General features: G+C 66.1%; 18 protein-coding genes. 10 read left to right on the top strand and 8 right to left on the bottom strand.

Going from position 1 to position 20765, the window contains the following annotated elements; genetic code table 11:
* The first annotated feature begins 212 nt into the window (after positions 1-212).
* The 3 genes from dnaE to N5D45_RS21425 all read left to right on the top strand — a co-directional run bounded on the left by dnaE (position 213) and on the right by N5D45_RS21425 (position 5810).
* Positions 213-3803, top strand: coding sequence for a DNA polymerase III subunit alpha (dnaE, locus tag N5D45_RS21435; protein ID WP_049455668.1), 3591 nt, complete (start codon positions 213-215; stop codon positions 3801-3803).
* Between the two features lie 64 nt (positions 3804-3867).
* Positions 3868-4737 carry a hypothetical protein gene (locus N5D45_RS21430; protein WP_228355173.1) on the top strand — a complete coding sequence of 290 codons (870 nt, stop codon included), beginning with the start codon at positions 3868-3870 and terminating at the stop codon, positions 4735-4737.
* 113 nt (positions 4738-4850) lie between these two features.
* Positions 4851-5810 carry an acetyl-CoA carboxylase carboxyltransferase subunit alpha gene (locus N5D45_RS21425; RefSeq protein ID WP_010486352.1) on the top strand — a complete coding sequence of 320 codons (960 nt, stop codon included), beginning with the start codon at positions 4851-4853 and terminating at the stop codon, positions 5808-5810.
* Between the two features lie 313 nt (positions 5811-6123).
* On the opposite strand, the gene N5D45_RS21420 is transcribed toward N5D45_RS21425, so the two are convergent.
* Positions 6124-6579 (bottom strand): CopD family protein, encoded by a 456-nt coding sequence (locus tag N5D45_RS21420; RefSeq protein ID WP_197657204.1) that lies wholly within the window; start codon positions 6577-6579, stop codon positions 6124-6126.
* A 149-nt stretch (positions 6580-6728) separates the two neighbouring features.
* On the opposite strand from N5D45_RS21420, the gene N5D45_RS21415 reads away from it, so the two are divergent.
* Positions 6729-7319 carry a class I SAM-dependent methyltransferase gene (locus N5D45_RS21415; protein WP_197657205.1) on the top strand — a complete coding sequence of 197 codons (591 nt, stop codon included), beginning with the start codon at positions 6729-6731 and terminating at the stop codon, positions 7317-7319.
* 93 nt (positions 7320-7412) lie between these two features.
* Positions 7413-8720: a polyhydroxyalkanoate depolymerase gene (gene phaZ, locus N5D45_RS21410; protein WP_197657206.1), complete on the top strand. Its 1308-nt coding sequence runs from the start codon at positions 7413-7415 to the stop codon at positions 8718-8720.
* Between the two features lie 109 nt (positions 8721-8829).
* Here the strand turns inward: phaZ and N5D45_RS21405 are convergent, their stop codons facing one another.
* Both N5D45_RS21405 and N5D45_RS21400 read right to left on the bottom strand, forming a co-directional pair.
* Positions 8830-9819 carry a sensor domain-containing protein gene (locus N5D45_RS21405; protein ID WP_197657207.1) on the bottom strand — a complete coding sequence of 330 codons (990 nt, stop codon included), beginning with the start codon at positions 9817-9819 and terminating at the stop codon, positions 8830-8832.
* Positions 9816-10181, bottom strand: a complete 366-nt coding sequence (locus tag N5D45_RS21400) for a PadR family transcriptional regulator (protein WP_043396488.1) — start codon at positions 10179-10181, stop codon at positions 9816-9818. Before N5D45_RS21400 ends, N5D45_RS21405 begins: the two co-directional genes overlap by 4 nt.
* Positions 10182-10317: 136 nt before the next feature.
* Between N5D45_RS21400 and N5D45_RS21395 the strand changes: the two genes are divergently transcribed.
* Both N5D45_RS21395 and N5D45_RS21390 read left to right on the top strand, forming a co-directional pair.
* Positions 10318-11220 (top strand): peptidylprolyl isomerase, encoded by a 903-nt coding sequence (locus N5D45_RS21395; RefSeq protein WP_134958809.1) that lies wholly within the window; start codon positions 10318-10320, stop codon positions 11218-11220.
* Between the two features lie 277 nt (positions 11221-11497).
* Complete coding sequence (locus N5D45_RS21390; RefSeq protein WP_267067217.1) at positions 11498-11629, top strand: hypothetical protein; 132 nt, start codon at positions 11498-11500, stop codon at positions 11627-11629.
* Positions 11630-11792: 163 nt separating this feature from the next.
* Here N5D45_RS21390 and N5D45_RS21385 read toward each other — a convergent pair whose 3' ends face one another.
* Positions 11793-12665, bottom strand: a complete 873-nt coding sequence (locus tag N5D45_RS21385; protein ID WP_279939592.1) for a DMT family transporter — start codon at positions 12663-12665, stop codon at positions 11793-11795.
* 115 nt (positions 12666-12780) lie between these two features.
* On the opposite strand from N5D45_RS21385, the gene N5D45_RS21380 reads away from it, so the two are divergent.
* On the top strand, positions 12781-13725 hold the full coding sequence (locus N5D45_RS21380; RefSeq protein WP_010486365.1) for a LysR substrate-binding domain-containing protein: 945 nt from the start codon (positions 12781-12783) through the stop codon (positions 13723-13725).
* 68 nt (positions 13726-13793) lie between these two features.
* Positions 13794-14087 carry a hypothetical protein gene (locus tag N5D45_RS21375; protein WP_005415831.1) on the top strand — a complete coding sequence of 98 codons (294 nt, stop codon included), beginning with the start codon at positions 13794-13796 and terminating at the stop codon, positions 14085-14087.
* A gap of 31 nt (positions 14088-14118) precedes the next feature.
* On the opposite strand, the gene N5D45_RS21370 is transcribed toward N5D45_RS21375, so the two are convergent.
* Positions 14119-14925 carry a DUF4349 domain-containing protein gene (locus tag N5D45_RS21370; RefSeq protein ID WP_279939590.1) on the bottom strand — a complete coding sequence of 269 codons (807 nt, stop codon included), beginning with the start codon at positions 14923-14925 and terminating at the stop codon, positions 14119-14121.
* A 5-nt stretch (positions 14926-14930) separates the two neighbouring features.
* Positions 14931-15287: a GFA family protein gene (locus N5D45_RS21365; protein ID WP_197657208.1), complete on the bottom strand. Its 357-nt coding sequence runs from the start codon at positions 15285-15287 to the stop codon at positions 14931-14933.
* 112 nt (positions 15288-15399) lie between these two features.
* On the opposite strand from N5D45_RS21365, the gene N5D45_RS21360 reads away from it, so the two are divergent.
* Positions 15400-17208, top strand: coding sequence for a DUF885 domain-containing protein (locus N5D45_RS21360; RefSeq protein WP_049455662.1), 1809 nt, complete (start codon positions 15400-15402; stop codon positions 17206-17208).
* 495 nt (positions 17209-17703) lie between these two features.
* Here N5D45_RS21360 and agp read toward each other — a convergent pair whose 3' ends face one another.
* The gene (gene agp / locus N5D45_RS21355; protein ID WP_164192353.1) at positions 17704-18909 is read right to left on the bottom strand and encodes a bifunctional glucose-1-phosphatase/inositol phosphatase; all 1206 of its coding nucleotides are present in this window, start codon (positions 18907-18909) and stop codon (positions 17704-17706) included.
* Entirely contained in the window at positions 18906-20738 is a 1833-nt protein-coding gene (smrA, locus tag N5D45_RS21350; protein ID WP_164192356.1) for a multidrug efflux ABC transporter SmrA, read from the bottom strand. Before smrA ends, agp begins: the two co-directional genes overlap by 4 nt.
* Between the last annotated feature and the right edge of the window lie 27 nt (positions 20739-20765).

Here is a 20765-nt window from a genome sequence, read left to right as displayed (position 1 = left end):
CATGCTCGGCTTTCCGCAGCAGCCGAGCGTGGGCTCGGCTCTACAGGAAACGGGCTCCCGCACGCCTGAACCCGGTCGTCCTCCGGGGCCTGTCAAGAGCTTGTCGCGCCTCTCCGCCCTCGTTACCCTGACCGGGCACTCCAGCGCTTCCCGACCCCGGCGACGATTCCCCCGTCAGCACCCGGGGCCCGCGTGCTCCAACCTGGTCCGGCATGTCCAACTCCCGCTTCGTACATCTCCACGTCCACACCGAGTTCTCGCTGGCGGACTCCACCATCCGTGTGCCGGCCAAACCGGACCAGGCGGACCCGAAGAAGGCCAAGCAGGCCAACCTGCTGTCGCGCTCGGTCGAGCTCGGCCTGCCCGCGCTGGCAGTGACCGACCTCAACAACCTGTTCGCGCTGGTCAAGTTCTACAAGGCCGCCGAAGGCGTGGGCATCAAGCCGATCGCCGGTGCCGACGTGCTGATCGCCGAGGAAGGCCAGGACCCGTGGCGGATGACCCTGCTGTGCCGCGATCGCGAGGGCTACCTGAGCCTGTCGCGGCTGCTGACCCGCGCCTGGATGGAAGGCCATCGCCCGGAAGGCGGTGTGGCCATCCATCCGGACTGGCTGAAGGCCGGCAACGCCAACCTGTTCGCGCTGGCCGGCCGGCAGAGCCTGGCCGGGCGCCTGGCGCTGGACGGCAAGCATGAGCTGGCCGAGCAGCAGCTGGCCGACTGGCAGCGCGTGTTCGGCGACGGCCTGCACCTGGAACTTACCCGTACCGGCCGCGAGGGCGAGGAAACCTTCAACCAGTTCGCGCTGATGGCGGCCGGCCAGCGTGGCCTGCCGGTGGTGGCCAGCAATGATGTGCGCTTCCTGTCGCCCACCGATTTCAGCGCGCACGAAGCGCGCGTGTGCATTTCCACCGGCCGCGTGCTGGACGATCCCAAGCGCCCGCGCGAGTACAGCGACCAGCAGTACCTGAAGTCGGCCGAGGAGATGTGCGCGCTGTTCGCCGACATCCCCGATGCGATCGACAACACGCTGGCGCTGGCCGAGCGCTGCAACATCGAGATGCGGCTGGGCACCTACTTCCTGCCCAACTACCCGGTGCCCGACGACGAGACCCTGGACACCTGGATCCAGAAGATGTCGCGCGACGGCCTGGAAGAGCGCCTGGAGAAGAATCCGCTGGCGCCGGGCAAGACCCGCGAAGAGTATTTCGAGCGCCTGGAGTTCGAGCTCAACACCATCATCAAGATGGGCTTCCCGGGCTACTTCCTGATCGTGGCCGACTTCATCCAGTGGGGCAAGAACCAGGGCATCCCGATCGGCCCGGGCCGTGGTTCCGGTGCCGGTTCGCTGGTGGCGTGGGCGCTGAAGATCACCGATCTGGACCCGTTGCCGTACAACCTGCTGTTCGAGCGCTTCCTGAACCCGGAACGCGTGTCGATGCCCGACTTCGACATCGACTTCTGCATGGACCGCCGCGACGAGGTGATCGACTACGTCGCACGCAAGTACGGGCGCGAGCGCGTCAGCCAGATCATCACCTACGGCACCATGGCCGCCAAGGCGGTGGTGCGCGACTCCGGTCGCGTGCTCGGCTTCCCGTACGGCCTGGTCGACGGCGTTTCCAAGCTGATCCCGAACATCCTGGGCATCCACCTGAAGGATGCACTGGGCAAGGGCAAGGAAGGCCCCAGCTCGGAAATGGCCTCGCCGGAACTGATCCAGCGCTACGAGACCGAGGACGATGTCCGCGACCTGATCGACCTGGCGCTGCAGCTGGAAGACCTGACCCGCAACGCCGGCAAGCATGCCGGTGGCGTGGTGATCGGGCCCGAGCCGCTGAGCGAGTTCTGCCCGCTGTATGCCGAACACGACGAGAACGGGCTGGGCAAGAACCCGGTCACCCAGTTCGACAAGAACGACGTGGAAGAAGTGGGCCTGGTGAAGTTCGACTTCCTCGGCCTGCGCACGCTGACCATCATCGACTGGGCGGTGAAGGCGATCAACAAGCGCCACGAGCGCGCCGGCATTCCGCCGGTGGACATCGCCGCGATCCCGCTGGACGACACGCCCACCTACAAGGACATCTTCGCCAACGGCAACACCGGCGCGGTGTTCCAGTTCGAATCCTCGGGCATGCGCCGTCTGCTGAAGGACGCGCGCCCCGACCGTTTCGAAGACCTGATCGCGCTGGTGTCGCTGTATCGCCCCGGCCCGATGGACCTGATTCCCTCCTTCAACGCGCGCAAGCACGGCCAGGAAGAGATCATCTATCCCGATCCGCGCACCGAAGCGATTCTGAAGGACACCTACGGCATCATGGTGTACCAGGAGCAGGTGATGCAGATGGCGCAGATCGTCGGCGGCTACTCGCTGGGCGGCGCTGACCTGCTGCGACGCGCGATGGGCAAGAAGGTGCCGGCGGAAATGGCCAAGCACCGCGAGATCTTCCGCGAAGGTGCGGCCAAGGACGGCGTGGACGAAGCCAAGGCCGATGCGATCTTCGACCTGATGGAGAAGTTCGCCGGCTACGGCTTCAACAAGTCGCACGCCGCCGCCTACGCGCTGGTCAGCTACCAGACCGCGTGGCTGAAGCGCCATTACCCGGCCGAGTTCATGGCGGCCACGCTGTCGTCCGACCTGGACAACACTGACAAAGTGGTCGGCTTCCTCGACGAGGTGCGCAACCTTGGCCTGACCGTGCTGCCGCCCAAGGTGAACCAATCGGCCTTCATGTTCGAAGCGGTCACCCCGGACACCATCCAGTACGGCCTCGGTGCGATCAAGGGCGTCGGCCAGGGTGCCTGCGAGGCGGTGGTCGAGGAGCGGCTGAAGGGCGGCCCGTTCAAGGACCTGCTCGACTTCTGCACCCGCGTCGGCTCGGCCAAGCTCAACCGGCGCACGCTGGAAGCGATGATCAACTGTGGTGCCCTGGACGAGCTCGGCCGCAACCGCGCCTCGCTGATGCTGCAGCTGCCGGAAGTGATCAAGGCCACTGATCAGATGGCGCGCGAGCGTGCGTCCGGGCAGAACTCGCTGTTTGGCGGGCCCGACCCGAGCACCGTGTCGATCCAGCTGGACCTGCCCGAAGCCGAAGAATGGCCGCTGCTTCAGCGCCTCAACGGCGAGCGCGACACGCTCGGTTTCTACCTCAGCGGCCACCCGTTCGATCCCTGGCGCGACGATGTGCGCGATCTGGTAGGCAACGACCTGGGTTCGGTGGAGAAGATCTGGAGCGCCAACAGCGGTGGCGGTGGTGGCGGCGAGAAGCGCTGGCGCCCGGAAGTACAGACCGTGCTGGCCGGCCAGGTGGTCGGTGTGCGTCGCAAGGGCGAGAGCCAGATCTTCATCCAGCTGGAAGATGGGCGCGGGCGCGTCGAGTGCAGCGCGTTCTCCGACGCCATGGCCGAGTTCGGGCACCTGATGACCAAGGACCGCATCCTGGTGGTCAAGGGCGGCCTGCGCGAGGACGAGTTCAACGGCGGCTACGCGCTGCGCATCCGCCAGTGCTGGGACTTCGACGAGGTCTGCGCCAACTACGCCACGCGGTTGTCGCTGCGCCTGGACCTGCGCCAGCAGCGCCCGGTCTGGGAGCGCATCGATGCCCTGCTCGACCGCCATCGCCCGGGGCGCACGCCACTGCGCCTGGACCTGCTGCTGAAGGGTCCGCAGGGTGGCATCGCGGGCATGCTTGATGTGTCCGGGCAAAGCGCGGTACGCATTGATTCCAAGCTGATGGAGGCGCTGCGCGCCGACCCGGCCGTGCGCACGCTGAAAGTGCGCTACAGCCCACCGTGGGCCAGCTGAGGCTGGCTCCCTGGTTTTCCTGTCCCCCCTGTTTCCCCGTTCCAAGTATCAAGGACGATTGCCGATGAAGACCCTGCTGTTCCCGTTTGCCGCCGCTCTGGCCCTGGCCGCCTGCTCGCCGTCGAAGATCGAGTTCCAGATCGACAACCCGACCGACACGCCGCTGGCGCTGAGCATCGATGGCAAGGACCTGCCGGTGGCCGCACAGGGTTCGCGCCCGATCTCGCTCGCCGTCGGTGAGCACCGCCTGCACACCGACAAACTGGGCGACGTGCGCTTCATCGTCTACGTCGATGGCCGCGGCGGACTGATCAACCCGACCCTGAGCGAGTACGTGGTCGCCCGCGAGATCTACGTCACCGACGAGAGCAAGCTGAAGAACTTCGGCACCGGCAAGGCCGGCATCGAGCTGGGCGGCGTCGACTTCGAAGGTCCGTTCGAGAAGCACCACGAACTGTTCATCGACAAGACCTGGACCTACGGCGTGCGCGAGCCCTTCCCGAAGGAAAAGGTGGTGGCCCACGTCGATTCCAGCGGCGGCCAGATCGTGGCCAAGGTATTCACGGCCCCGGATTTCATCGCCTACGTCGAGGAAGGCATGGGCGAACCCGGTGCATTCAAGCGCGAACAGCCGGCCGGCTACGTGGCCCCGGCATTCAGCCTGGAACCGGCCCCGGCCAGCCTGCCGGCGCTGGCCCCCGCCTTCGAGGCGCACGCCGCGCCGCTGCGCGAGGTCTATGCGCGCTGGCTGAAGGCCACCACCGCCGATGAACAGAAGGCCCTGCGCAAGCAGGACTTCGACGCGCAGATGGCCTTCACCTCGGCCACCGCCACCCTGGGCAGCGGCCTGGGCCGGGAAGCCAACGAGGCCTACAACGACTTCGTTTCCCAGCGCAGCCAGCTGATGGGCCGCAGCGCGCTGGTGGTGCCCTGAGCTGACTGGCGCGCCCTGCCCGGCTGCGCTACCGTCGCCTTCCAGACGAAGGCGTACGGGTGGTTTGCACGCATTCGGCTAGAATTCCCCTCTTCTTTACACGACGGCTTCCGATGAATCCGAACTACCTCGACTTCGAGCAACCCATCGCCGACCTGGAAGCCAAGATCCAGGAACTGCGCAACGCCAGTGCCGGGCCGGCGGTCAATGTCGAGGCGGAAGTGCACGCGCTGCAGGACAAGCTGCGCATGCGCACCGCGCAGATCTTCCGCAACCTGACCTCGTGGCAGGTGCTGCAGCTGGCCCGCCACCCGTCGCGCCCGTATACCGCCGACTACATCCGCGTCATGTTCGATGAGTTCCAGGAGCTGGCCGGTGACCGCGCCTTCGCCGACGACAAGGCCATCATGGGCGGCCTGGCCCGCATCAATGGCCGTTCCGTGATGGTGATCGGCCACCAGAAGGGCCGCGACACCAAGGAAAAGATCAAGCGCAACTTCGGCATGCCCAAGCCGGAGGGCTACCGCAAGGCCCTGCGCCTGATGAAGATGGCCGAGCGCTTCGGCCTGCCGGTGCTGACCCTGATCGACACCGCCGGCGCCTGGCCGGGCATCGACGCCGAATCGCGCGGCCAGTCCGAAGCGATCGCACGCAACCTGATCGAGATGGCCGAACTGAAGGTGCCGATCATCTGCACCGTGATCGGTGAAGGCGGCTCCGGCGGCGCGCTGGCGCTGGGCGTGGGCGACCGCACCGTGATGCTGGAATACGCGGTGTACTCGACCATCACGCCGGAAGGCTGCGCCTCGATCCTGTGGAAGGACGCCGGCAAGGCCAAGGAAGCCGCCGAGCAGCTGGGCCTGACCGCGCCGCGCCTGAAGAGCCTGGGCCTGGTCGACAAGGTCGTGCGCGAGCCCACCGGCGGCGCCCACCGCAACCCGACCCAGATGGCCAAGCGCCTGAAGGCCGTGCTGCTGAACGAACTGAACGAACTGGACAAGCTGTCCACCGAACAGCTGCTGGAACAGCGCTACACCCGCCTGCGCAGCTACGGCACGTACGAAGCGGCCTGATTCATCGGCTTGTTACTTTCTTGCTCGTGCAAGAAAGTAACCAAAGAACACGCCGCCGAACGCGAGCCGGTGCTATGCACCGGTTCCCTGCGCTTCTCGGTGAATCAGGGGGCGGCGCCGAACTCGCTGCGCTCAGACATCGGCGCCTCTTCGCCCCTGTTTCACCTGCGATGCTCGGCTCGCTCACGGCGGACCTGAACATCAAAAGCCACAGCTGCACCCAGTAGATCCACGCCATGCGTGGATGCCTCTGCTTTGGCGAAGAATCACGCGAACCCGTAGAGCCAAGCATGGCTCTACGGATAACAGACTGTCAGAACGGCTTGGCCAGCACCAGCCACACGATCGGAATGAAGGCCAGCAGCGGGATCTCGTTGATCCAGCGCAGCGCGCGCGACGACGGCAACGCCCTGCCCTTGGCCACGCCCTTCAACAGGCGGCCGATCCAGCTGAAGTACACCAGCAGCACCACCACCAGCCCCAGCTTGGCATGCAGCCAACCGGCACCACCGGGCGCGACCATGGTCGGGAAATCCGGGATGACCTTGTAACCCAGCCACAGCACCAGGCCGAGCAGGAATGCCAGGCCGAACATCGAGTGACCGAAGCGGTACAGGCGCAGGCCCATTAGCTGCAGGCGCTCGGTCACGGCCGGCTGGCCTGCGGTCTCGGCCAGGTTGACCAGAATGCGCGGCAGGTAGAACACCGTGGCCATCCACGCCACCACGAACACGATGTGGAAGGTCTTGACCCAGTAGTAGCTATGCATGCGCTCGCTCCGGCGGCTGGCGTAGATGGGCGGCCATTCTCGCATGCCGTGGCGAAGCCGCCGCAGGCACGTACGCCGCGACACATCGACGCATGGCGCGTCGCAACACCGTACGATAGGCGCCGTTTCCCCCGACCGCGCACCGCCCCATGGACAAGACCTACGACGCCGCCTACTTCCAACGCTGGTACCGCCGTGCCGACATCGGCGGCAGCGCCCGCCTGGCGCGCAAGGTCGCGTTGGCCGTGGCCAGCGCCGAGTACTACCTGGAGCGGCCGATCCGCAGCGTGCTGGATATCGGCTGCGGTGAAGGCGCCTGGCGCGCGCCGCTGCTGAAGCTGCGTCCGAAGGTCGAATACCTCGGCTTCGACAGCAGCGAGTACGCTGTGCGCCGCTACGGCCGCACCCGCAACCTGCACCTGGCCCGCTTCGGCGATTTCGCCTGGCTGCGGCCCTGTGCCCCGGTCGACCTGCTGATCTGCTCGGACGTGATGCACTACGTGCCCGACCGCGAGCTGCGTGCAGGACTGGCCGGCGTGGCCGAGCTGACCTGCGGCGTGGCCTTCCTGGAGACCTTCGCCGCCGAGGACGCGTTCGAGGGCGACCACGACGGCTTCCAGGCCCGCCCAGCGCGCTGGTACCGCCGCACGCTGGCCCGGCACGGCCTGCAGCCGGTAGGGTCGCATTGCTGGCTCGGCCCCGCCCTGGCAGGCGATGCGGCCGCGCTGGAACGGATGTGAATCCGGATTCATTATTTTCAGCCAACTTAACCTGCGGGACACCCGGATGGGATATGCTGCGCGGCAACATATGACCATACATATTCGGTCGTCATGCTCTATCAACTGCACGAACTGACCCGCAACCTGCTCGCCCCCTGGGTGCACCAAGCCCAGGCCAACGCCAAGTTCTTCGCCAACCAGGGCCACTGGTGGTCGCAGATGCCCGGCGCCGATCGCCTGGCGGCGGTCAATGAGCTGTTCCATCGCATCGGCAAGGATTACGAGAAGCCCGAATGGGGCATCAACGAAATCGAGGTCGACGGCGAGCGCGTGCCGATCGTGGTGCACGAGGAAGTGAGCAAGCCGTTCTGCAAACTGCTGCGCTTCAAGCGCCACAGCAATGAAGCCGACCAGCTGCATACCATGCTCAACCAGCCATTCGTGCTGGTCGTTGCGCCGTTGTCCGGCCACCACGCCACCCTGCTGCGCGACACCGTGCGCACGCTGCTGCGCGACCACCGCGTGTACGTCACCGACTGGGTCGACGCGCGCATGGTGCCGTCCAGCGAAGGCGAGTTCGGCCTGGACGACTACATCGCCTATATCCAGGAGTTCATCCGCCACCTTGGTGTCGAGCGCCTGCACGTGGTCAGCGTGTGCCAGCCCACAGTGCCGGTGCTGGCCGCGGTTTCACTGATGGCCAGCCGTGGCGAGCCGACGCCGCGCACGCTGGTGATGATGGGCGGCCCGATCGATGCGCGCTGCAGCCCGACCGCGGTGAACAACCTGGCCACGCAGAACCCGCTGTCGTGGTTCGAGAACAACGTCATCCACACCGTGCCGGCCAGCTATCCCGGCGCCGGCCGCCGCGTGTATCCGGGCTTCCTGCAGCACGCCGGCTTCCTGTCGATGAACCCCAGCCGCCACTTCAGTTCGCACTGGGATTTCTACACCGACCTGGTCAAGGGCGACCTGGAAGACGCCGACGCGCACCGTCGTTTCTACGACGAGTACAACGCCGTGCTGGACATGCCGGCCAAGTACTACCTGGATACGATTTCCGTGGTGTTCCAGGACTTCCTGCTGCCGCGTGGCGAGTGGGTGGTCAACGGCGAGAAGGTCGATCCGTCAGCGATCCGTGATACCGCGCTGCTGAGCATCGAAGGCGAGCTGGACGATATCGCCGGTCTCGGCCAGACCGAAGCCGCGCAGGCGCTGTGCACCGGCATCACTGCGGACCGCCGTGAGCATTTCATCGTCGAAGGTGCCGGCCACTACGGCATTTTCAGCGGTCGTCGCTGGCGCGAGGTGGTGTACCCGAAGGTGCGTGACTTCTTCGCCGCCCATGCCGAAGCACCGGCGGCGAAGGCCGCGAAGAAGAAGAGCAACGTCACCCCGCTGCGGCGAAAGGCGGGGTAACTCGCCGCCGTGGGGTCGGATCCCTTTCCAACGGAAAGGGCTCTGACCAGCATGATGGGATCCGGGGTCAGAGCCCTGTTCTGCGAACAGGGATCCGACCCCTGGCCCGTTACAACCGCACCAGCAGGTTCTTGGCAATCAGCCCGTGCAGCTTGCCGATGCCCCGTGCCAAGTGCATCGTCAACAGCAGCAGCAGCACGCCCACGGCTGCGATCACGATGCCCACCAGCGGCGAGGCGGCCATCGGCAGCACGTTCACGCCATCGACGTAGACACCTGGAATGTCACCGCTGAACAGCGCGGCCACCGGCGCCCAGATGAACCCCAGTGACAGCGACAGCAGCGTCACCGCGATGGTGAAGTAGACCACGCCCAACGGCAGCATCAGCACGAAGTACAGCAGGGTCAGCCAGGTACGGCCATCGGTGAACATGTCGCCGATGCGCTGCAGCCACGTGCGGCTGCGGTCGGTGTAGCGCGGACGGCGCGGCATGCGTTCTCCCAGCAGCGCTTCCACCAGCCGTCCTTCCAGCAGCGCCAGCCCGCGCACCGAGCCGAAGAACAGCACGGTCAGCGGAATACCGATGATCAGGATCAGCAGGCCCAGCGACAATGACAGGCCGGTCACCACCCAGGTGAAGAAGAAGATGCCGGTGGCCAGCGACAGCAGCATGTAGAACAGCGCACCGTAGGTGTGCGGATCGGTCACCACGCCGAAGAAGCGCGCCAGCAGCGAACGCTGCACCGGTGCCGGCGGCGGTGAGGCCGGCTCGACGCCACTGGCTTCCGCCGCCGCACGCAGCACCGGCGCGGTATCCGCACGCGGCGTGCGCAGCGCGCGGTTCACTGTCACTTCGGTCTCGCGGTAGATGTCGGCCACTTCGTCCGGCGCACCGTAGCTGCCGGCCACGTCGGCGATGACCTCGGCCTCGCTGCGGCCGGGCTGCGCCGCCAGCTCCGAGCGCAGGTATTCCTCGGCGTCGTACAACGCGTCCTGCACCATCGCCGGATCGGCACCTTCCAGCGCCGCGCGCAGCTGCGCCAGATACTGCGGGATGGTGGTCGGCAGGGCGCGGCCTGCCAGGCTCGGGTCGTTCATTGCGGTACCCCCTCCAACACGGAATCGACGGAATCACGGGTGGCCTGCCAGGCCTGGCGCCACTGCGCCAGCACGCCGCGGCCACGTTCATTGATGCGGTAGTAGCGCCGGGGCGGACCACTGCTGGATGGCTCCACATGGCTTTCCAGCAGCCCGGCGCCCTCCAGGTTGCGCAGCACCGGGTACAGCGCGCTCTGCTTGCCGCTCAGCACGCCCTCGCCCACCCGCTCCAGCTCCTTGGCAATGAGGTAGCCGTACAGCGGCTCCCCGGCCCGGGCCAGCACCGCCAGCAGGGCCAGCGACACCGTTCCGGCGCTGAGCTCCTTCTGGAACTTCTTCAGGTGGACATCGTCTTCGACCATGACCTGCCCTCCACTACGTTGAAGTCCACAGTAGTGCGAAGTTCGGTATAGCGAATGTGTCGTTAGTCATCGTGCCGGTTGGCGCGGCTGCGCGGCTCACGCAGAATCGAACCCTCGTTCATGTTCCGGGGTTCCCATGCCGCACCGCCGTCGCCTTGCACTGACCGCCCTCGCCCTGGCCTGCCTGCTGCCCTCGCTGGCCAGCGCTGCCGCCCCGTACCGTAGCCCGCAGCAGATCCTCGATGCCTCGGCGGCCAGCGACTGGCGCACGCCGGACCCGGCCAACCTGGTGTACATGGACCTGCCCGCCGGGCGGGTGATCATCGAGCTGGCGCCGCAGTTCGCCCCGCGGCACGTGGCCAACATCCAGACCTTCGCGCATGAGCACTTCTGGGACGGCACCAGCATCTACCGCTCGCAGGACAACTTCGTGGTGCAGTTCGGCGATGCCGACGCCGATGACGCAGCCAAGGCCAAGCCGTTCGGCAGTGCCGCGCGCAAGCTGCCGGCCGAGTTCGAGCGCGCCAGCGCCGGCCTGAAGGTCAGCGTGCTGCCGGACCGCGATGGCTGGGCCGCGCAGACCGGTTTCGTCGACGGCTTCCCGGTCGGCCAGGATCCGCAGGCCGGCAAGGCCTGGCTGGCGCACTGCTACGGGATGCTCGGTGCCGGCCGCAGCAACGAGGAAGACAGCAGCATCGGCGCCGAACTCTATGTGGTGACCGGCCAGTCACCGCGCCAGCTGGACCGCAACATCACCCTGGTCGGCCGCGTGCTGAAGGGCATGGAACTGCTCAGCGCGACGCCGCGCGGCCCGGCGCCGATGGGCTTCTACACCGACCCGAAGCTGCGTACGCCGATCGTGTCGATCCGCCGTGCCAGCGACGTGCCGGTGGCCGAGCGCACGCCGATCCAGGTGCTGCGCACCGATTCGAAGACCTTCGCCGATACGGTAGAGGCGCGACGCAATCGCGTGGATGATTTCTACAAGCGCCCGGCGGGGCATATCGATCTCTGCAATATTCCGGTGCCGGTGCGGTAGGAGCCTGGCTTGCTGCGCGTTGCGAGTGCTGAAGGTACGTCACTGTTCATGGGCGTTACTTTTCTTTGTACGCAAAGAAAAGTAACCAAAAGAAACGTTCCGCCGGTCGCGAGCCGGCGCTGCGCGCCGGTACCCTGCGCTCCTCGGCCCGTCGAGGGACGGCGCGGGAACTCGCTGCGCTCAGACACCCGCGCCTCTTCGCCCTCGCCGGACCTGCGGTGCTCGGCTCGCTCAAGGTGGACTGGAAGGTCAAGATCAACAGCAAGAGCATCCACGCATGGCGTGGATCTACTGGGTGCAGCTGTGGCCTTTGATCTGGGTCCGCCTTGAGCGAGCCGAGCATCGCAGGGGAATCAGGGGCGAAGAGGTGCCGATGTCTGAGCGCAGCGAGTTCGGCACCGTCCCCTGATTCACCGAGAAGCGCAGGGGACCGACGTGCGAAGTACGGCGGCTCGCGACCTGGCGGCGCGTTTCTTTTGGTTACTTTTCTTTTCGCGCGAAAAGAAAAGTAACGCCCATGAACAGTGAAGCACCTTCAGCACGTGCCATGTGCAAACATGTGCAAAAACGCCTCAGCCCTTCTGACTCACCGCCACGCTCCCCAGAATCAACGCACCGGCAATCAGCATCTGCACCGTCACCGCCTCGCCCAGGAACAACCACGCAAACGCCGCGCCGAACAGCGGAATCAGGTACGTCACCGTCGACGCGCGTGACGGGCCGATGCGGCCAATCAGGCGATAGAACATCAGGAATGCCAGGCCGGTGCAGGCCACGCCCAAGGCGATCGCTGCACCCCAGGCCTTCAGCGGAATGGCGGCCTGTGGCCAGTGCGTCACCGCCATCGGCAGCATCCACAGCGAGGCACACGACAGCGTGGCTGCCGCCGCCGCGGCCGATGGCAGGCCGGTCATGTGCCGCTTCACCAGGTTCACGCCCAGCCCGTACAGCAACGACGCCGCAGCGCCGGCGATCACTGCGGTACCAATACTCAGGCCGGACACCTTGGCGGTGGCCAGCACCACCACGCCGGCGAAGCCGACCAGCAGCGCCCCGGCACGGCGCATGCCGATCTTCTCGCCGAAGAACAGGAACGCGATCAGCGCGGCGAACAGCACGGTCATCGCATTGCAGATCGCGCCGATCGCCGCCGGCGCCTGCTCGGCAGCATAGGCGAACAGCACGAACGGCAGCGCCGAATTGATCAGGCCGATCGGTGCCAGCCACAGCCAACGACGCGGCGGGAACTGCGCGCGGGCGCGCCACAGGAACGGCAGCAGCACCAGCGCGCCCAGCACCAGCCGCACCTCGACCAGCGCGAACGGGCTGAACGACGGCACCGCCACCCGCATGAACAGGAACGAGCAGCCCCAGATGGCGCCCAGCAGGGTCAATTCCAGCGGTGTGCGCCAGTCGCGCTCGACCGCCTGTGGGACCGCATTCATACCCTGCCTCCGTCCATCGTCTGTTTCTCGCCAAGGCAGACAGGATCGGGTGCAGACGCCCGCCGCACAAGCGCGTAGTATCGCTGCCAGCCACAAATATGGTTTGAGGCTCGACATGCAGCTACGCCCTTCCCTGCTCCCCGCACTGGCCGTCTTCGCGGTCGCGGCGCGCCATCAGAACTTCGCCCAGGCCGCGCAGGAACTGCACCTGACCGCCAGCGCGGTCAGCCACCATGTGCGGCGCCTGGAAGAGGTACTGGAGACCCGGCTGTTCCTGCGCCATGCCCGCGGCGTGCGCCTGACCGCGGAGGGCCGGCAGTTGGCCGACGCCGCCAGCGCCGCCTTCACGGATGTCGCGGCGGTCGCCCATCATCTGCAGCCGGATGCCGACAGCGTGCCGCTGCGGATCACCACGCTGCGCTCGCTTTCCTACTGCTGGCTGCTGCCTCGACTGCCACGCTTCACCCAGGCCTATCCGCACATCCGCATCGAGCTGCACACCGGCAGCGGCCTGGATCGCTACGACGACAATGGGCCCGAGGTCGGCATCCGCTACGGCCTGGGCCAATGGCCGGGCCTGCGTGCGCAGCATCTGATGGACGACTACCTGTTCCCGGTGGCCTCACCCGCGCTGGCCGGGGTCGAAACGCTGGACGATCCGGCCCGCATCGCCGAGCTGCCACTGCTGACCGACCTGTCACCGCAGGGTTGGCGCGACTGGTTCCGTCACGCCGGCGTGCGCCCACCGTCGCCGCTGCCGCCGATGCACACCTTCGCCGACAGCACCGATGCGATGCGCGCAGCGGTATACGGTATGGGTGCGGTGCTGGCGCGCACCCACATCGCTCAACCCTACCTGCAGCGCTACGAGGTGGTGCGCCTGCCCGGCCCGGCGCTCAAGGCGCGCTATGCGTATCACGTGGTGCATGCCGAAGGACAACCACCCAGCCCCACCGCGCGCCTGTTCATCGACTGGTTGCTGGAGCAGGCGCAGGACGAACGCACGCCGATTCCGGCATTGCCGGACAGCCTGCTCGGGCGCCCGGCCACACGCGCCTGACTGCGCCCTCACCCGCTCTTTGCTTCACGCTGGCTAGGCTGCTGGCGAACCCACAACGTACCTATGCCATGGCCATGCTGCGACTGCGCATCACCGGAACCGAAGACGACGCCCGCGCCATCAGCGACCTGCTGCTCGGCCTGGACGGCATCGAACATGTCGAGGAAACCGACGACCTGATGCCGCACATGGACGACGACGATTCCAGTTCGGCCGGGCTGTCCGATGACATCGGCCCGGGCATCCACGAGCTGGAAGTGGAAGTCGGCAATGAAAGCACCGCGCAGAAGGTGCGCGATGCGGTGCAGGAGCTGGCCCTGGAACTGGATGTGTTCGTCGAGTACGAGACCGACGAGGGCTGATGCCGGCAGGCTACCGGCATCAGCCTTCACCTCAGAGGTTGGGCGGTAGCTTGCGACGACGGCGACGCCACCACGCCCGCACACCCCAGGCCGCGATCAAGGCCAGCACCGCCACCGGCAGCAGCGCGGCAACCGCGCGGATCAGGAACGCCACGCTGGTGCTGAGGATGCTGCCCGACTCGCTCAGCGCCTCACCGATCTCGCTGCGGCTGCGTTGGCCCGAGGTGGTGTCGAAATGGATCGTCACCAGCTGGGTATCGATGCGCCGGCGTTGCTGCGCGGCATCCTTGCTGGCCTGCTCGACGCCCGCTTCGATCTCCGACAGGCGCGTGGTGATCGCCATCAGGTCCTCGATCTTCAGGTCCTTGCGGTCCTGGTAGGACAGCAGCCGCGCGTGCTCCTTCTCCAGCCGTGCCTTGGTCAGTGCCGTATCGGCCACCGCCTGAGCGAGGTCCTCGGCGCGCGTGTTGCGCGACTGCAGCGTGCCCCCCTCACCGGCCAACGCGATCAAGGGCTCAGTGCCCTTCGGCGCGATGCGTACCTTGACCTCGCCGCTGGGCTGCTCGCCACTGCGCTGGTCGACCTGCAGCACCGCACAATCGCCGAACTTCGCGCTCTGGCAGGCCTGGGCGATCTTCTGGATACGCGGAGCGATCTGCGCCGCCTCCAGCTGCACCTGCACGTCGTGTTCGTAGGCGAGGAATGCGCCTTCCGGTGAAGTGACGGCAGCTTCGGTGGCACTGGCGCCCGCATCGGCCGCTGCATCGCCGTGTTTGGCGCAGGCTGCCAATGCAAGCAGCAGCACCGGCATCGCCGCCACGCGCGTCCACGCGCGCATCGGCCTCACAGTGCAGCTCCGTCATAGGAAGTCACCGCCAGCGTGCCCAGATCCACCTGCGGTACGCAGCGCACGTTCACCGCCACCATCGGCGTGCCGGTGCGCGGGTCGACCGCTTCGCTGTAGGGCGCGACACCGCACTCACGGCAATGGTGATGGTCGATGTGGGCCTTGTTGAAATGATAGGTGGCCACGTCCGCCGGATCGGTGGTCAGCTGGAACGCCTCGCGCGGGGCAAACCACAGCAGGCTGCCGCGGCGGCGGCACATCGAGCAGTTGCAGTCGATGACGTCGCTGATCGGCCCCTCTGCCTGTACGGTGAATGCGATCCTGCCGCAATGGCAGCTTCCCTGGTATTCCATGTCCTGCGCTCCGCTGGAGGGTCCGTGTCTGCGCCCATGGTAATCCTATGGCACGGGGACAAAGCAGCCCCGGGGCCCTATGCTCGGGGTTTGACCCTGTACAGGAACGCCGATGCGCCCGCATCTTCTTGCCCTCGCCCTGGTCGCCGCCCTCGCCGGTTGCCAGCCGGCCGACGCCCCGACCAACGCTTCCACCCCGTCCACCAGCCAGCAGGCCGGTGACGCGGCGGTCGATGCCGCCTTCGCCGATCTGTCCAAGCGCGCCCTTGACACCTGGATGCAGCTGTCGCCGGTCAGCGCCACCCAGATCGGCGACCACCGCTACGACAGCGAACTGGACGACCTGAGCGCCGCCGGCCAGCAGAAGACCGTGGCGGCATACAAGGCGCTGCTGGGCGAACTGGACAAGATCGAGGTAGCCAAGCTGGGCCGCGAGAACCAGGTGGACGCGGCGATCCTGCGCAACCAGCTGCAATCGGAAATCTGGAACGCCGAAGTGCTGCAGTCCGGCAAGTGGGACCCGCAGCTGTACAACGGCATCGCCGGCAGCGCGATCTACGGCCTGATGGCCCGCGAGTTCGCGCCGCTGCCGGAGCGCCTGAAGTCGGCCACCGCGCGCATGGAAAAGCTGCCGGCGATCTTCGCCCAGGCCCGCGAGAACCTGGATCCCGCCCGCGTGCCGAAGATCCATGCCGAGACCGTGGCCAAGCAGAACAAGGGCATCCTCAGCATCGTCGATACCTTCATCACGCCGCACATCGGTGAACTGCCGCAGGCCGACCAGCAGCGCCTGCAGGCGGCCATCGACGGCCTGAAGAAGGCGGTGGACGAGCAGCAGACCTGGCTGGACAAGACCCTGGTGCCGAACGCAAAGGGCGATTTCCGCATCGGTGCGGAAAAGTACGACCAGAAGCTGAAGTTCGCGCTGAGCTCGTCGCTGTCGCGCCAGGAGATCGGTGAGCGTGCACGTGCCGAACTCAAGCGCGTGCGCGAAGATATGTACGGCATCGCGCAGACCGTGCTGAAGGACAAGCCGGGTGCGCCGGAAATGCCGGCGCAGCCGACCGACGAGCAGCAGCAGAAGGCGATCGAGGCCGCGCTGGAACTGGCCTACGCCGACAAGCCGGCACGCGACAAGGTGGTCGACGACGCCAAGGCCGCACTGGAGCAGTCCACCGCGTTCGTGCGCGAGCACGACCTGATGACGCTGCCCGATGCGCCGGTGGACATCATCCTGATGCCGGAATTCCAGCGCGGCGTGGCCGTGGCCTACTGCGATTCACCGGGCCCGCTGGACAAGAACCTGAAGACCTTCTACGCCGTGTCGCCGATTCCGGACGACTGGAACGACAAGCAGGTCGACTCGTTCCTGCGTGAGTACAACTCGCGCATGATCCACCTGCTGAGCATCCACGAAGGCACCCCGGGCCATTACCTGGAAGGCTGGCATTCGGCCAAGTTCCCCTCCACCCTGCGTGCGGTACTGCGTTCAGGCCTGTTCGCCGAGGGCTGGGCGGTCTACACCGAGCGCATGATGCAGGAGCAGGGCTACCTCAACAACGACCCGCTGTTCCACCTGGTGCAGCTGAAGTTCTACCTGCGCACGATCTCCAACGCGATCCTCGACCAGGGCGTGCACGTGGACAACTGGGATCGCGAGAAGGCGATGCACCTGATGACCCACGATGCGTTCCAGCAAGAGAGCGAGGCGGCGGGCAAGTGGGTGCGTGCACAGCTGACCTCGGCGCAGCTACCGACCTACTTTGTCGGTGCGCAGGAACACTTCGACACCCGCAAGGCGATGCAGGACAAGCTGGGCGACAAGTTCAACCTCAAGGCCTACCACGACCAGATGCTGTCCTACGGCGCACCGCCGGTGCGTTTCGCCCGCCAGCTGATGCTGGACCAGCCGATCGAGTGATCGCGCCGGTGTGAGCTGAATGAAAACGGCCCGGGGAAAAACCCGGGCCGTTTTCTGTTCTGGCGGTTGCGAACTGCCATCCTGGCGGTGCGAACTGCCATCCTGGTGGGTGCGAACCTTGGTTCGCACCGCTTCTGCCGCCACTCAATCAGACGATGTGGATATACAGCTTCCTCGAGTCCAGTCTCAAATCGAGGAAGTACTCCACACCACACCCGCGGCAGGCAGCGGGACAATCCTCATCGCTCCCACGTTGGTTCTCCGAGGCATCAGCCACCACCGGATATCCACAATCAAAACACGTAAAGGCAATGTTGCTGCCATGGGGGTCGGCCCATATTTCATCTCCATCGCCGTCCATTACAAGAAAGTCCGTGATGTTCATGATTCACCGGGATCGCTTGGTTGATTGCTGGAGACTACTCGAATCCGAGCATAAGGGGCGCGAAGCTGCTTCCGTCTCATCACACTGCGACGCCACCATCCATCCCGGATTCAAGGTGAATGCAACAGGTTGTTGAACTGCGCTTCACTGCAACCCGACTGCGCGCAGCCCGGCAGCATCAGCTCCACCCGGCCCGGCGGCTGTGCATCGGTCAACGGGATCGCACCACGTAGCTGCTCGCGCGTGGGATAGACATACACCAACCGGTAACGCACTTCACCGGCCCCACGATCACGCCAGCGCTCGAACTGCAGCAGGCCGCCGATCGGCGTCTTCTCGTACTGCCCCGGCAGGCTGTAGTCCGTGATTCCCAACGCCACCAGCACCGAACCGATGTTGGAATCGTGGCCGACCAGCAGGCTCACCTTTGGCGATGCCGGGTCCTCGAACAACGCATTCACTCTTGCCAGCAGCGGGGCGGCCACATCGCGCGCCACTTCGGGCGTTCCGAACAGGATGTCCTGGTAGCGGTTGCGGATCTGCGCCAGCGCCTGCCATTGCGCCTCGGTGGTCAACCGGCCCCAGCCTTCGCGGGGGATGCCACTGCCCTGGTAGTGCTCCATCAACAAGGCATCGACCAACCCGCTGGCCAGGGCCAGCGAACCGGACGCGCGTGGTTCCTTGCCCGGTTCCGCATTGAAGATCGTGTCGGCCAGCATCAGATGGCACTCGCTGTGCCCCGCACAGGCCGCCGACTGCGGGTAGCGGGTGATCTGCTCCACCACGGACAGTGCCGGTGCCAGTTCCGATGCGGCCAGCGCTCGCTGCATTGCCGACAGTGCGCGCTCGCGGAAGACCGTGTCTCTGTTGTGGATCACCGGATTGAACAACGGATCCATCGTGCCCAGCGCCATGCGCTGCTCGACCGCGACATGACAGCCCGGGAAGGCACCGGCAACGAAGAACTGCGCGGTGGCCTGGGTGCGCTGAAGGCTGTTGGCATGGGCGTGGAAGTCAGCCAGCTGCGGGCAACCCGAAGCCGGCAACAGCTGCGCCTGACGCAGCCACTGGCCCATGTAACGGCCCATGTAGACCTCCAGCACGCCGCCTTTGGTGGTGAGCTCGCCTGCGCCCACGTCCCAGCCTGGCCAGTGCTCCGGAGTGGCATTGGCCAGCGCGCCCGACGCCACCACCGGCGCACGCAGGTTGTGGCGGCTGAGCAGGATGACCTGCTCAAGCTGGTCGCCTTCCACGGGTGCCGGTGCGGTGGCTGCGGCCGTGGTTGCCAGGCTGAGGGCCAGCAGCAGAACGATCACTGATCGGCAGCCACAAAGCCACCGGTCTGCCGCGCCCACAAGCGCGCATACAGGCCACCGGCAGCAATCAGCTCGGCATGGGTGCCGGTCTCGACGATGCGGCCCTGGTCCATCACCACCAGCCGGTCCATGCGCGCGATGGTCGACAGCCGGTGCGCGATGGCGATCACCGTCTTGCCTCCCATCAACTGGTCCAGGCTGTCCTGGATCGCTGCTTCCACTTCCGAATCCAGCGCCGAAGTCGCTTCGTCCAGCACCAGGATCGGTGCATCCTTCAGCAGCACGCGGGCAATGGCGATGCGCTGGCGCTGGCCACCGGACAGCTTCACGCCACGCTCGCCGACGTGTGCGTCGTAGCCACGACGCCCCTGCCCGTCCACCAGCGTATCGATGAAGGCTTCGGCACGTGCTTTGGCTACGGCTGCACGCAGCTGCTCATCAGTCGCATCCGGGCGGCCGTACAGCAGGTTGTCGCGGATCGAGCGATGCAGCAGCGAGGTGTCCTGGGTAACCACGCCGATCTGCTGGCGCAGGCTTTCCTGCGTAACGTAGGCAATGTCCTGATCGTCGATCAGGATGCGGCCGCTTTCCAGGTCGTACAGGCGCAGCAGTACGTTGACCAGGGTCGACTTGCCGGCGCCGGACGGACCGACCAGGCCGATCTTCTCGCCCGGCTTCACCACCAGGTCCAGGCCGGCAATCACACCGCCCTTTTTACCGTAATGGAAGTGGATGTCCTGGAAATGCACGCCGCCTCGGGTCACCTGCAGCGGCACCGCATCCTCGCGGTCCTGCACGGTCAGCGGCTGGGCGATGGTGGTGATGCCATCCTGCACCGTGCCGATGTCCTCGAAGATGCCGTTGATGGTCCACATGATCCAGCCGGACATGTTGTGGATGCGGATCACCAGGCCGGTGGCCAGGGTGATCGCGCCGACGGTGATGTGGCCGCCATTCCACAGCCACAGCGCGAGACCGCAAGTACCGGCAATCAGGAAGCCGTTGACGATGGCGATGGTCAGGTCCATGCCGGTGGTGATGCGGGTCTGTGCGCGGTGCTTGACCGCCAGCTCCTGGATCGACTCGGCCACGTAGGCCTGCTCGCGCCCGCCATGGGCGAACAGCTTCAGCGTGGGAATGTTGGTGTAGCCATCGACAATGCGGCCCATTGCCTTCGAACGTGCTTCCGAGGCGATCCATGCCCGTTCCTTCGCGCGCGGCACGAAGTAGACCAGGATCACCACGTAGGCCAGCAGCCACAGGATCAGCGGCACCATCAGCCGCCAGTCGGCCTGCGCGAACAGGTACAGCGCGGTGCCGGTGTAGACCACGATGTACCAGAGCGAATCGACCATCTGCACCGCCGACTCGCGCAACGAGGTACCGGTCTGCATCACCCGGTTGGCCACGCTGCCAGCAAAGTCGTTCTGGAAAAAGCTCAGGCTCTGCCGCACCACGTAGTTGTGCATCAGCCAGCGCGAGCGGTTGCTCAGGCCGGGCACGATCGCCTGGTTCACCAGCAGGTTGTGCAGGCCGACCAGGATCGGCCGCGCGATGACCGTGATGAACAGCATCCAGCCCAGTTCATTGGCGTGGCGCTTGAAGAAGCCGGCACCCGGCTGCTCGGCGACCATGTCGACGATGCGGCCCAGGTAATCGAACATCGCCACTTCCACCAGCGCCAGCAGCAGGCCGGCGATCAGGGTCGCCAGCAGCACTGGCCACACCGGGCGCAGGTAGTGCAGGTAGAACGGCAGCACCTTGCGCGGCGGCATGCGCCCGTCCACGGGCGGGAACACCGGAATCAGGGATTCAAACCAACGGAACATTGCATTCCCTCGCCTCTTGCAAGCGGC

Source organism: Stenotrophomonas sp. GD03819 (genome assembly GCF_029841665.1).
GTDB classification, from domain to species: domain Bacteria; phylum Pseudomonadota; class Gammaproteobacteria; order Xanthomonadales; family Xanthomonadaceae; genus Stenotrophomonas; species Stenotrophomonas geniculata.
The sequence above is the reverse complement of the archived record's forward strand: the minus strand, read 5'-3'. Positions and strand labels throughout refer to the sequence as shown.

Excerpts from the sequence above, each read along its gene's own strand:
- N5D45_RS21395 (WP_134958809.1), top strand. The coding sequence starts at position 10,318 with ATGCCGCACCGCCGTCGCCTTGCACTGACCGCCCTCGCCCTGGCCTGC.
- N5D45_RS21420 (WP_197657204.1), bottom strand. The coding sequence starts at position 6,579 with ATGCATAGCTACTACTGGGTCAAGACCTTCCACATCGTGTTCGTGGTG.
- smrA (WP_164192356.1), bottom strand. The coding sequence starts at position 20,738 with ATGTTCCGTTGGTTTGAATCCCTGATTCCGGTGTTCCCGCCCGTGGAC.
- N5D45_RS21365 (WP_197657208.1), bottom strand. The coding sequence starts at position 15,287 with ATGGAATACCAGGGAAGCTGCCATTGCGGCAGGATCGCATTCACCGTA.
- dnaE (WP_049455668.1), top strand. The coding sequence starts at position 213 with ATGTCCAACTCCCGCTTCGTACATCTCCACGTCCACACCGAGTTCTCG.
- N5D45_RS21400 (WP_043396488.1), bottom strand. The coding sequence starts at position 10,181 with ATGGTCGAAGACGATGTCCACCTGAAGAAGTTCCAGAAGGAGCTCAGC.
- N5D45_RS21385 (WP_279939592.1), bottom strand. The coding sequence starts at position 12,665 with ATGAATGCGGTCCCACAGGCGGTCGAGCGCGACTGGCGCACACCGCTG.
- N5D45_RS21370 (WP_279939590.1), bottom strand. The coding sequence starts at position 14,925 with ATGCGCGCGTGGACGCGCGTGGCGGCGATGCCGGTGCTGCTGCTTGCA.
- phaZ (WP_197657206.1), top strand. The coding sequence starts at position 7,413 with ATGCTCTATCAACTGCACGAACTGACCCGCAACCTGCTCGCCCCCTGG.
- N5D45_RS21380 (WP_010486365.1), top strand. The coding sequence starts at position 12,781 with ATGCAGCTACGCCCTTCCCTGCTCCCCGCACTGGCCGTCTTCGCGGTC.
- N5D45_RS21425 (WP_010486352.1), top strand. The coding sequence starts at position 4,851 with ATGAATCCGAACTACCTCGACTTCGAGCAACCCATCGCCGACCTGGAA.
- N5D45_RS21390 (WP_267067217.1), top strand. The coding sequence starts at position 11,498 with ATGGCGTGGATCTACTGGGTGCAGCTGTGGCCTTTGATCTGGGTCCGC.
- N5D45_RS21375 (WP_005415831.1), top strand. The coding sequence starts at position 13,794 with ATGGCCATGCTGCGACTGCGCATCACCGGAACCGAAGACGACGCCCGC.
- N5D45_RS21415 (WP_197657205.1), top strand. The coding sequence starts at position 6,729 with ATGGACAAGACCTACGACGCCGCCTACTTCCAACGCTGGTACCGCCGT.
- N5D45_RS21360 (WP_049455662.1), top strand. The coding sequence starts at position 15,400 with ATGCGCCCGCATCTTCTTGCCCTCGCCCTGGTCGCCGCCCTCGCCGGT.
- N5D45_RS21405 (WP_197657207.1), bottom strand. The coding sequence starts at position 9,819 with ATGAACGACCCGAGCCTGGCAGGCCGCGCCCTGCCGACCACCATCCCG.
- N5D45_RS21430 (WP_228355173.1), top strand. The coding sequence starts at position 3,868 with ATGAAGACCCTGCTGTTCCCGTTTGCCGCCGCTCTGGCCCTGGCCGCC.